The organism is Streptomyces sp. SBT349 (assembly GCF_001083795.1).
Lineage (GTDB): Bacteria > Actinomycetota > Actinomycetes > Streptomycetales > Streptomycetaceae > Streptomyces.
On sequence record NZ_LAVK01000033.1, the window covers coordinates 22,470 to 33,871 of the forward strand.

Consider the following 11,402-nt stretch of genomic DNA (forward strand, 5'->3'; position numbering starts at 1 on the left):
TGAGCATGCCTCGCCTTTCCGCCAGGGCGGGGCCTCGGAGATCTCGGGGCCCCGCCTTCCATCGGGATGGGCGACTCCTCGGTCGGCCCGCCCCGATCCGGATGCGGGCAGGGGATAAGGAGAGACATGGCCACACGCAGGGGAAGGGGCCCCACGCTCGCCGCCATCGCGCGAGCCGCGGGGGTGTCGGTACCGACCGCCTCGAAGGTGGTCAACGACAGGGATGGCGTTGCTCCCGAGACCCGGGTGCGGGTGCTCCGGGCCCTGGACCGGCTCGGTTACGTGCGACGGCACCGGCGGGGGCGGCCCACGCTCGTCGAACTGGTGGCAGACAGGCTGGAGAGTCCATGGTCGGGCGCGGTGCTTCGTGCGGTGGAACAGGCGGTGGGGGAGGCCGGTATCGGCCTGCTGGTCTCCAGCCCGGCGGCGGTGTCCCCGGAGACCGGGGAACCGGCCTGGTTGCATCGGTATCGCGGCGGCCGGTCGAACGGGGTGCTGTTCTGCCTCAACGCGTCGGCCTCCGCGGTGCAGATGTGGCTGGAGAGGAGCGACGGCATGCCCTTCATCCTCATCGACCCGGGGGTGAGGCCCCCCGCGCGGGCTCCGTGGGTGAGTGCCGACAACCGGCAGGGCGGCGCGGGGGCCGCCGCCCATCTGCTGGGCCTGGGGCACCGACGGTTCGCGGTGATCGGTGGGCGACCCGCCTCGTTACCCGGGATGCAGCGTGTCGAGGGATTCCAGTCGGCGTTGCGCGAGGCCGGGGTGCCGGAGGCGCCGGTCGCCTTCGGGGACTTCGACGAGGCGAGGGCCCGGCGGCTCACCGCCGCGCTGATGGGGCGGCCGGCTCCGCCCACCGCGCTCTTCGCCTGCAACGACCGGATGGCGCGGGGGGCGTGCACCCAACTGGCCGCGCTGGGTCTGCGGGTTCCGGGGGACGTGAGCGTCGTCGGCTTCGACGGCCTGCCCGACGCGGACTGGTCGGGGACGCGCCTGACCACGGTCCGGCAACCGGTGACGGTGATGGCGGCGACCGCCCTCCGCCTCCTCCTGGCCCTGGTCGCCGGCGATCCGCCGGATTCCGCCGGCGTCCAACTCGCCACGCGGCTCGTCGTGGGGGACACCACGGCCCCGCCGCGGGGCGGTGGGGCGGCGGGGCGGGGCCGCGCCGCCTAACGGACGGCCGGCGCGGTGCTTCCCCGGATGACGAGTTCGGTGGCGAGCTCGACGCGGGTGCGGGGCAGCGGCTCGCCCGCCGCGAGCGTGACGACCATGGTCGCCGCCGCGGCGGCCATGGCCTCCAGCGGCTGGCGGACCGTGGTCAGCGGTGGCGTGAGCCAGTCCGAGGGGAACAGGTCGTCGAAGCCCACGATGCTGAGGTCCTCCGGGACGCGCAGCCCCGCCTCGGCCGCGGCTCGGTATGCCCCCAGCGCCTGCCCGTCGTTGCACGCGAAGATCGCCGTCGGGGGATCGGGAAGGCGCAGCAGCGCCCGCGTGTGGACCAGGCCGTCCTCGATCCGGAAGCCACCGTCGCGGACCAGTTCGTCGGCGATCGGGATCCCCGCCATGCCCAGCGCGGTCCGGTAGCCGTCACCCCGGGCGTGGCTGGACAGGGCGAAGTCGGGCCCCGTGATGATGGCGATGCGCCGGTGCCCCAGTTCCAGCAGGTGCCGGGTCGCCGAGAGACCTCCGTTCCAGTTGCCGCTGCCCACCGACGGGCACGCGTGCCCGGGGTCGTCCGTGGGATCCAGGAGCACGAACGAGATGCCGCGGCTGTGCAGTTGGGTGCGCTGCGCCTCGGTGGGGCCGGAGAACACGGCGATCACCCCCGTCGGGCGGCGGGCCAGCACCCGGTCGACCCAGCTGCGGCCCGGGGTGTGGCGGCCCTGGAGCTGGGAGACGACCACCGACAGGTCGTGCTCGTCCGCCACCCGGTCCACGCCCCGGAGGATCTCGATGGGATAGGGCCCCGCGATCTCGTGGATGACGAGGTCGAGCAGCGGAGCGGGACCGGCGGGCCGCTTCTGCCGCCGGTAGCCGTGCCGCCGGATGACCTCCTCGACATGGGCGCGGGTCTCGGGGCCGACGTCGGCGCGGCCGTTGACGACCTTGGAGACCGTCGCGACCGAGACCCCCGCCCGGTCGGCGATCTGCGCGATGGTGAGTGGCTGCTCGGTCACGCCTGGAGTCCTGTCGCCGGAAGTCACGGTGCGGAGTCTAACCGCCGGCATTTCGAACGTTTCCGAGAAGTTGCGCCCCAGGGTGACCCACCTCTTGACGCCCACCGAGCCCCTTCCTACAGTTCCGCGGCAAGTAAACGATCGAATCAGCTCCTGAAACTTTCGAAAGGTCAGGTGCCCCGTGCTCCCTGATGCGTGGTGCCGACGCCCGGGACGAGCACGGTCCGTGGCGTCCGGGCGCCTCGGCTCGGCGTCGGTCCTCCTCGCCGTCCTCCTCCCCCTGGCCACCGTCGGCTGCGCGAATGTCTCCGATCCCGGCAGCGGCGACGGGAGGTCGTTCGCGTTCTGGTCCTTCTCGGGCATCAACCAGGCCGCGGCGGTGGAGGAGTACGAGGCGGCGCATCCGGACGTCGACGTGAAGCTGACCGAGGTCGGCAGCTCGGTGGAGACGGCGCAGTCGCTGGTGACCGCCCTGGCCAGCGGGAAGGTTCCCGACCTGGTGCTCATCCAGGGTGACGACCTGCCCCGCTTCGTCGACCAGCCGCAGAACTTCCTCGACCTGGGGGACTTCGGGGGCGACGCCATCGCGGGCGACTACCTGGACTGGGTGATCGCCCAGAGCAGGGCGGAGGACGGCACGCTCGTCGGCGTGCCGACGGATGTCGGCGGCATGGCCGTGGCCTACCGCACGGACCTGTTCGAGGCGGCCGGCCTGCCCACGGACCGCGAGGAGGTCGGTCGGCTGTGGCCGACCTGGGAGGACTTCATCGAGACCGGGCGCCGATACACGGAGGCCACCGGGAGGGCGTTCACGGACAACGCGGCGACGAGCATCTTCTACCAGGCCGTCAACCAGGGGGACCAGAAGTACTACGACGACAGCGGCGCTCTGGTGTACCGCAGCAGCCCACCGGTCGAGGAGGCGTTCCAGCTCGCGCTGGACGCCATCGACGCCGGCATCACGGCCGGGCAGAGCTCGTTCACCGAACCCTGGAGCGCCGGCATGCAGCAGGGCTCCTACGCCGCCGTGGCCGCTCCCTCCTGGATGCTGGAGAGCGTCCGCTCCAACGCGCCGGACACCGAGGGGGCCTGGGACCTGGCCACGATCCCCGGCGGCGCCGGCAACTGGGGCGGCAGCTACCTGGCCATCCCCGCGAACGCCGAGAACCCCGAGGCCGCCTGGGACTACATCGCGGAGACCCAGTCGCCGCAGGGCCAGCTCGACCACTTCACCGACTCCGGCGCCCTGCCCACCACCCCCCAGGTGTACGAGGACGAACGACTCGCCGGGCTCACCGATCCGTTCTTCTCCGACGCGCCCGTCGGGCGGATCTACACCGACTCGCTCATCGGTCTCCAGCCGTTCCGCATCGGACCGGACAGCGCCATCATCGGCCAGGAGTTCCTGAACGCCCTCATCCACGTGGAGCAGGGGGGCGGCGACCCGGCGGATGCCTGGGACAACGCGCTCGACAACATCCGCATCGCCATCGGCGAGTGACCCCCTCCGACCATGGGCGTGCCCGGCGCCGGCCGGGCATCGCCGCCGGGAAGGCGACGACTCCTTGACGACACCACTCCGCCCCCCGCCGGGCCCACTGCCCGCCCCCCTGCCCCCCGCGCCCGACGCGAAGGGCGTGCGGCACGGCCTGAAGGAACGGCTCGCGCCGTACGCCTACATCGCGCCCTTCTACGTCCTGTTCGGAGTCTTCGGCCTCTTCCCCCTGCTGTTCACCTTCTACATCGCGTTCTTCGACTGGAACCCGATCGGCGACCAGACCTACATAGGGCTGGACAACTTCACCCGCCTGCTGGACGACCCCCGCTTCTGGAAGGCCACCCGCAACACCCTGAGCATCTGGCTGCTGTCGACGGTGCCCCAGCTGGTCCTGGCCCTGTTCCTGGCGCACCTGCTCAACCACGCCAGGCTCCGCTTCGCGCTGTTCTTCCGCATGACCATCCTGGTCCCCTTCGTCACCTCGGTCGCCGCCACCGCCATCGTCTTCGCCCAGCTCTTCGACCGGGACTTCGGGCTGCTGAACTGGCTGCTCGGCCATGTCGGCGTCGAGCCGGTCAACTTCGTCCAGTCGGGCTGGGGCAGCCACCTCATGATCGCCGTGATGGTCACCTGGCGCTGGTTCGGCTACACGACCCTGCTCTACCTGGCCGCCCTCCAGGCGGTGCCGCGCGAGACCTACGAGGCCGCCGCGGTGGACGGGGCGGGCGGCTGGAAGCAGTTCCTGCACATCACGGTGCCCTCGCTGCGGCCGGTCATCGTCTTCACCGTGGTCACCTCCACCATCGGCGGGCTGCAGATCTTCACCGAACCCCTGCTGATATCCCGCGCCAACCCGCTGACCTGCGGCGCGGACCGGCAGTGCCAGACGCTCACCCTCTTCCTCTACGAACAGGGCTTCGCCGCCTTCGAGTTCGGCTACGCCGCCGCCATCGGCGTGGCCCTGTTCGTGATGGTCATCGCCATCGCGGCGCTCAACTACCTGCTGTCCTCCCGTATCCGTTCGGAGGCATGATGACGACCCGACGACCGACCGAGGCGCCCGTCACCCGGCACGCCCGCCGCCCCCGGCCCGTCGGCCGGGTCCGCTGGTGGTCCTACGCCGCGCTGATCCTGGCGGCCGTCGTCTGCCTCTTCCCGCTCTACTGGATGTTCGTCGTCTCCACGACCGACTCGGCGACCGCGACGCGGATGCCGCCCGAGATCGTGCCCGGCGACAACTTCCTCCACCTGGCCGAATTGGTGTTCACCACCGTGCCGTTCCTCCGGTCGCTGGTGAACAGCGTGATCGTCGCGGGCCTGATCGGGGTCGGGCACGCCTTCCTGTGCTCCCTGGCCGGGTTCGCCTTCGCCAAGCTCGCCTTCCGGGGCCGCGACGCGCTGTTCCTGGTCATCGTGCTCACCATGACCGTGCCGACGCAGCTCGCGATCATCCCGCAGTACCTGATCACCGCCGAGCTGGGCTGGGTGGACACCCTCCAGGCCCTGATCGTGCCCGGACTGGCCAGCGCCTTCGGCATCTTCTGGATGCGCCAGCACATCGCCACCACCCTCGACGACGAACTGCTCCAGGCGGCGCGGATCGAGGGCGCGACCACCTGGCAGATCTACTCGCGCATCGCCTTCCCCATCGTCCGCCCCGCCGCGTTCGTCCTCGGCCTCTTCGGCTACGTCACCGCCTGGAACGACTTCCTCTGGCCGTTCGTCGTCCTCAAGTCGCCGGACACCTACACGGTGCAGATCGCCATCAAGGCGCTGCAGAACAACTTCCACGTCGACCTCGGACTCGCGATGGCCGGCTCCTTCCTCGCCACCCTCCCGCTGCTCATCCTCTTCGTCTTCGTGGGCCGCCGGATGGTCGCCGGCATCATGGACGGCGCGTTCAAGGGATGACGGCCGGCCGGCTGAGCGCCACACCACGGGGATCGCTTGCAGCCCACCTTCGTGGGTTCATCGATCTCCACGCGTGGTTTGGTACGAAGGTCCACGGCCGCTGGCGGGGCTTGTCCTCGGCCCCGGCCGGCCAGCCTTCCGTCCCGGCTTCGGCGATCCGGGCGATCACGTTGTCGCGGATCTCGGCAAGCCATACCCGGGATCCGGTACTCCTCACTGGGGCGGGCGATGAACGCCCGGTGGGCCTCGATCGTTTCGGCGGCGGGATAGGGTCGCGACCCGTGTCGCGGCGATCTGGGCGTCCTCGCGCGAGCTCGCCGGCCCCGGGGCGTCCTCGCGGTCATGGGACGGCGAGGGCCCGCACGCGCTCAGCGACCGCTGCGGGGTGTGGATTCACAAGTGATTCCCGCAGGGATATCGGTACTTTTCTCGGGTGCGTATGACGGGGAAATGAATCCGGCCAGAACCGAACGGACAAACCGCCGATTCGGTCCGGACCCCAACTCCCAGCGTCGCGGACCTTCTTCGGTCCTCGCTGGTCGACGTCGCTCTGCCCGGTCTTTCGGCTGCACAGCGCCCTGTCCGGAAACTCTTATCACCCCACACCTCATGCGCCGCGAGGGTTACGCCCGGGTCGCCGGCTGCTACCGTCTCCGTTGCGGCCATGCCTCCAGCCAGCCGAATTGGGCATCCGATCAAAGATTCCGGTACATGGCGTGACCGCACCCCCCACATAAGAAAGGAGGAGGGAGACGGGACTGCGCGAATGTACCCGCTCCTGACTACCTATGAGCTTGAGAAAGTTATCGGCAGTCGCCGCTACGACAGCTTTAGTGGTGGCGCTGGCCGCAGGCACCTCGCCCACGGCTTCTTCTCAATCGTCGGCACAACCACAGCAGGTCCAGGTAGCGTTGACCCAGGTCGCCACCGCGGCGTCACCGACCGCCGGCACCGCCGGGCCGAACGGCACGATCTGGATCGGCGAACGCGCCGGAACCATACGGGTACTCGACGACCAGGGGCTGGGCGAGCCGGTCATCGACATCACGGGCGAGACCACCACCGACGGTGAGCGCGGGGTGGCGGACATCACGTTCAACCCGGATTTCACCCGCTTCTATCTGTCCTACACCGACATCGACGGCCACAGCACGGTCGATGAGTTCGAGGTGATCGACGGCGAGGTGCAGGTGGACACCCGGCGCACCATCTTCTTCCAGGAACAGCCGGGCCCCGCCCACAACTCCGGCCACATCGCGTTCGGCCCCGACGGACTGTTCTACATTTCCCTCGGAGACGGCGACTACTCGCCGGAGGGCGACCCGTACGACAACGCCCAGGACCTCAGCAGCCTGCTGGGCAAGATACTGCGGATCGACCTGGACGCCGGCGACCCGTACGGGATTCCGGCCGACAACCCGTTCGTCGACGACCCGGATGCCCGCGGCGAGATCTGGGCTTACGGCCTGCGCAATCCGTGGCAGTTCTCCTTCGACGCCGAAAGCGGCGACCTGTGGATCGGCGACGTGGGTCACCTCACGCGCGAGGAGATCAACGTGGCACCCGTCGGAGTCGGTGGCCAGAACTACGGCTGGCCCAACATGGAGGGAACCCTGCCGCACCGGGGTCCGGAGCCGCCCGACCACACCTCACCGGTGCATGAGTGGGAGCACGGTCTGAGCGGCTTCTGCGACTCGGTCACAGCCGGTTTCGCCTATCGGGGCGACGCGATCCCGGACCTGCGGGGCTCTTTCGTGTTCTCCGACTACTGCACCGGCGACCTGCAAGCCCTCCAGACGCAGGACGGTCAGGTGACCGGCGTGCTCGACCTCGGCGCCAACGCCGGCTGGGTGAGCACGTTCGTGCAGGGTCTCGACAACGAGCTGTACGTGATCGACATGGGTGGCTTCGGCAGTGAGCCCCTCGCCGGGGCCGTCTACCGCATCGATCCCGCCTAGCGAACCTGACCTCTCCTGTCGGCAACCGCCTTACGTGCGGGCGGCCTTCGGCTGATCATGTGCTCCGACCACGGAATGCACATGCTCAGCGCGAAGGCCGCGGGGACGGGATCGATGAGTTCCGGGTCGTTCGGAGGTCACAGCTCGCAAGGACCGCTGGCAAGGACCGCTGGCGGACCGACGCGTTCGGACCCGGAGGAGACGCATGGCACAGCTCATCTACTCGATGATCACCTCGCTCGACGGCTACGCCGAGGCGGCGGAGGGCGACCTCGGCACCGGGGCCGACGACCAGGAGGTGCACACCTTCATCAACGACCTCTTCCGCCCCGTCGGCACCTACCTCTACGGCCGGCGGATGTACGAGACGATGGTCTACTGGGAGACCGCGCACACCGAGCCCGACCAGCCGCCGCACATCCTGCAGTACGCCCGCGACTGGCAGGCCGCGGAGAAGATCGTGTACTCCACGACGCTCGAGTCGGTGTCCAGCGCGAAGACCAGGATCGAGCGGACCTTCGACCCGGACGCGGTGCGCACGCTCAAGGCCGAGGCCGAGCACGACCTCACCGTCGACGGCCCGAACCTCGCGGCCCAGGCGATAGCGGCCGGCCTGGTGGACGAGTACCACCTGTTCATCACCACGAGCGTGGTCGGCGGCGGCAAGCGGTTCTTCCCCGACGGCGTGCGCCTCGACCTCGAACGGGTCGAGGAGCGTGCCTTCGCCAGCGGACTGATCTACGCGGGCTACCGCAACCGCTGAGCGCACCGGTTGATCGCACCACCGAGGAACCCGCTCAGCGCTAACGTGGGGAATTAAGTTCAATCGCCGGGCAGCGGTCCATCACCATGTCCAGGCCGGCGCCGCGGGTGCGGTCGTAGGCGGCTTCGTCGATCACGTCGAGCTGGAACCAGACGGCCTTCGCGCCGATGGCGACCGCCTCGTCGGCGACCTGACCGGCGAGGTCGCTGTTGACGAAGACGTCCACCACGTCGACGGGGAAGGGGATGTCGGCCAGCGACGCGTAGCCGCGTTCGCCGTGGACCGTTTCGGCCTTGGGGTGCACCGGAACGATTCGTTTGCCGTGGCGCTGGAGCAGCGCCGCGACGCCGTAGGCGGCCCGGCCCGGGTTGGAGGAGAGACCCACGACCGCCCAGGTGTCTCCGGATTCGGTCAGGATCCTGCGCACAGTCTGATCATCGCCGTACATGTTCCGGACAACGAACGCACCCACCCGGTGATTCCCGGTCCGTTGCATAGGGTGGCCGGATGGGTGATCGGTATCTGACGGTGGCGGGCGAGGGCCTGCACGAGACCGAGGTCAACCGGTCGCGATTCCTCTGCGCGCTGGCGCCCGCCGGTACCGAGGAGGAGGCGCGGGCGTTCATCGACCGCGTCCGCGCGACGTATCCGACCGCCTCGCACCACTGCTACGCGTACGTCATCGGCGCGGACGCCGCCGTGCGCAAGGCCGGTGACGACGGCGAGCCCGGGGGGACCGCCGGGCTGCCCATGCTGGAGATGCTGCTGCGCCGCGAGATCAGGTTCGCCGTGGCCGTGGTGACCCGCTGGTTCGGGGGGACCAAGCTGGGGGCCGGGGGCCTCATCCGTGCCTATGGCGGCGCCGTGGGCGAGGCGCTGGACGCGCTGGGCACGGTGGCCCGCCGTCGGCAGCGGTTGGCGGTGATCACCGTGGAGCACGGGCGCGCCGGCCGTCTGGAGAACGACCTGCGTGCCACCGGGCGGAACGTCCGCGAGGTGGAGTACGGGGCCGAGGTCAGCATCGGTATCGGGCTGCCGGAGGCGGATGTCGAGTCGTTCCGCGCCTGGCTGGCCGGGGCGACGGCGGGCGCCGCGCGCCTGGACCTGGGCGGCGAGACGTACGGTCCCGGCTGAGCCGGGTACTCGGGCGGAAGTGGCGGAACAGCCGGACCGGGGGAGGCGTTCCCCGGATGAATAGTTGAACAGTAAATCAAGCGAGGTGGCCCTCATGCAGTTCGGAATCTTCACCGTGGGTGACGTGACCACCGACCCGACCACCGGCCGGGCCCCCGGCGAGCACGAGCGGATCGCATCGATGACCGCCATCGCGCTCAAGGCGGAGGAGGTGGGGCTCGACGTCTTCGCGACCGGCGAGCACCACAACCCGCCGTTCGTGCCCTCCTCGCCCACGACCCTGCTCGGCTGGATCGCCGCCCGCACCGAGCGGCTGATCCTCTCCACCTCCACCACGCTGATCACCACCAACGACCCGGTCAAGATCGCGGAGGACTTCGCGATGCTCCAGCACCTCGCCGGGGGCCGGGTCGACCTGATGATGGGCCGCGGCAACACCGCACCGGTCTACCCCTGGTTCGGCCAGGACATCCGCCAGGGCATCCCGCTCGCCCTCGAGAACTACGCGCTGCTGCACCGGCTCTGGCGCGAGGACGTCGTGGACTGGGAGGGCCGCTTCCGCACCGCCCTCCAGGGCTTCACCTCAACGCCGCGCCCGCTGGACGGCGTTCCCCCGTTCGTCTGGCACGGCTCCATCCGCAGCCCGGAGATCGCCGAGCAGGCCGCGTTCTACGGCGACGGCTTCTTCGCGAACAACATCTTCTGGCCCAAGGAGCACTTCCAGCGCCTCGTCGGCCTCTACCGGGAGCGGTACGCGCACTACGGGCACGGCACGCCGGAGCAGGCGATGGTCGGCCTGGGCGGGCAGGTGTTCATGCGGAAGAACTCCCAGGACGCCGTCCGGGAGTTCAGGCCCTACTTCGACAACGCCCCCGTCTACGGCCACGGTCCCACGCTGGAGGAGTTCACCGAGCAGACACCGCTGACCGTCGGCAGCCCGCAGGAGGTCATCGAGAAGACCCTCACCTTCCGCGCGTCCTTCGGCGACTACCAGCGGCAGCTGTTCCTCATGGACCACGCGGGGCTGCCGCTCAAGACCGTCCTGGAGCAGCTCGACATGCTCGGCGAGGAGGTCGTCCCGGTGCTGCGCAGGGAGTTCGCCGCGGGGCGGCCCGGTGACGTGCCCGGGGGACCCACGCACGCCGCCCGGGTCGCCGCGGCGCGGGACGGGGAGGCCGGCGCGCCGGCCGACTCCGCCTGATCCGCCTGATCCGGCCCGACCGAACGGTCCGGCCCGCCGCGTTGTCAGAGGGCGGTGGCAGACTGAACGCCGTGATCATCGCGGCCGGTCCGGGCCGTGCGACGGGACGCTGACGGTGTGAAGGGGGGCGGGGGTCGGTGAGGTTTCTCCATACCTCCGACTGGCATCTGGGACGCGGTCTGCACCGGGTCAGCCTGCTGGAGGCGCAGGGCGCGTTCCTCGACCACCTGGTGGAGGTGGCGCGGGAGGAACGGGTGGACGCCGTGCTGGTCGCCGGGGACATCTACGACCGGGCCGTCCCGCCGCTGGCCGCCGTCGAGCTCTTCGACGACGCGCTGCACCGGCTCGCCGACCTCGGCGCACCCACCGTGATGATCTCGGGGAACCACGACTCCCCCCGCCGCCTGGGCGTCGGCGCGGGCCTCATCGGACGCGCGGGCATCCACCTGCGCACCGATCCCTCCTCGTGCGGGACGCCGGTGATCCTCGGCGACGAGCACGGCGACGTCGCCGTCTACGGCCTGCCCTATCTCGAACCGGCGCTGGTGCGCGAGGAGTTCGCCGTCGAGAGCGCGGGCCACGCCGCCGTCGTCGGCGCCGCGATGGACCGCGTCCGCGCGGATCTGGCCGCGCGGCCCGCCGCCACCCGGTCCCTCGCGCTGGCCCACGCCTTCGTCACCGGCGGCACGCCCTCCGACAGCGAACGCGACATCACCGTGGGCGGCGCCTCCGCCGTCCCCGTCGCCACGTTCGACGGCGT

The 11,402-nt window shown here is 70.4% G+C and carries 11 protein-coding genes; 9 read left to right on the forward strand and 2 right to left on the reverse strand.

All coding sequences use genetic code 11. The features are described from left to right. The first annotated feature begins 126 nt into the window (after positions 1-126). On the forward strand, positions 127-1,173 hold the full coding sequence (locus tag ADY01_RS06675) for a LacI family DNA-binding transcriptional regulator (RefSeq protein ID WP_049567197.1): 1,047 nt from the start codon (positions 127-129) through the stop codon (positions 1,171-1,173). Here the strand turns inward: ADY01_RS06675 and ADY01_RS06680 are convergent. Next, the gene (locus ADY01_RS06680) at positions 1,170-2,177 is read right to left on the reverse strand and encodes a LacI family DNA-binding transcriptional regulator (protein ID WP_234320107.1); all 1,008 of its coding nucleotides are present in this window, start codon (positions 2,175-2,177) and stop codon (positions 1,170-1,172) included. The two genes, ADY01_RS06675 and ADY01_RS06680, sit on opposite strands and share 4 nt — an antisense overlap. Before the next feature lie 226 nt (positions 2,178-2,403). Between ADY01_RS06680 and ADY01_RS06685 the strand changes: the two genes are divergently transcribed. From ADY01_RS06685 to ADY01_RS06705, 5 genes are all read left to right on the forward strand, one after another. Beyond that, a complete protein-coding gene (locus tag ADY01_RS06685; RefSeq protein WP_199826181.1) occupies positions 2,404-3,678 on the forward strand; it encodes an ABC transporter substrate-binding protein in 1,275 nt (424 codons plus the stop codon). A 64-nt stretch (positions 3,679-3,742) separates the two neighbouring features. Next, entirely contained in the window at positions 3,743-4,708 is a 966-nt protein-coding gene (locus tag ADY01_RS06690) for a carbohydrate ABC transporter permease (protein ID WP_234320108.1), read from the forward strand. After that, complete coding sequence (locus ADY01_RS06695) at positions 4,705-5,586, forward strand: carbohydrate ABC transporter permease (protein WP_049567200.1); 882 nt, start codon at positions 4,705-4,707, stop codon at positions 5,584-5,586. The genes ADY01_RS06690 and ADY01_RS06695 overlap by 4 nt, the downstream gene beginning before the upstream one ends. A gap of 788 nt (positions 5,587-6,374) precedes the next feature. Next, on the forward strand, positions 6,375-7,544 hold the full coding sequence (locus ADY01_RS06700; protein WP_049567202.1) for a PQQ-dependent sugar dehydrogenase: 1,170 nt from the start codon (positions 6,375-6,377) through the stop codon (positions 7,542-7,544). A gap of 205 nt (positions 7,545-7,749) precedes the next feature. Then, on the forward strand, positions 7,750-8,307 hold the full coding sequence (locus ADY01_RS06705; protein WP_049567205.1) for a dihydrofolate reductase family protein: 558 nt from the start codon (positions 7,750-7,752) through the stop codon (positions 8,305-8,307). A gap of 40 nt (positions 8,308-8,347) precedes the next feature. Here ADY01_RS06705 and ADY01_RS06710 read toward each other — a convergent pair whose 3' ends face one another. After that, positions 8,348-8,755 (reverse strand): CoA-binding protein, encoded by a 408-nt coding sequence (locus tag ADY01_RS06710; RefSeq protein ID WP_049567208.1) that lies wholly within the window; start codon positions 8,753-8,755, stop codon positions 8,348-8,350. Positions 8,756-8,814: 59 nt separating this feature from the next. Here ADY01_RS06710 and ADY01_RS06715 point away from each other — a divergent pair, with 59 nt between their 5' ends. From ADY01_RS06715 to ADY01_RS06725, 3 genes are all read left to right on the forward strand, one after another. Next, complete coding sequence (locus tag ADY01_RS06715) at positions 8,815-9,441, forward strand: YigZ family protein (RefSeq protein WP_049567211.1); 627 nt, start codon at positions 8,815-8,817, stop codon at positions 9,439-9,441. Positions 9,442-9,535: 94 nt separating this feature from the next. Further along, positions 9,536-10,642: an LLM class flavin-dependent oxidoreductase gene (locus ADY01_RS06720; protein ID WP_049567242.1), complete on the forward strand. Its 1,107-nt coding sequence runs from the start codon at positions 9,536-9,538 to the stop codon at positions 10,640-10,642. 137 nt (positions 10,643-10,779) lie between these two features. Next, the coding region (locus ADY01_RS06725; RefSeq protein ID WP_049567215.1) for a metallophosphoesterase family protein at positions 10,780-11,402 on the forward strand (623 nt) is incomplete at its 3' end.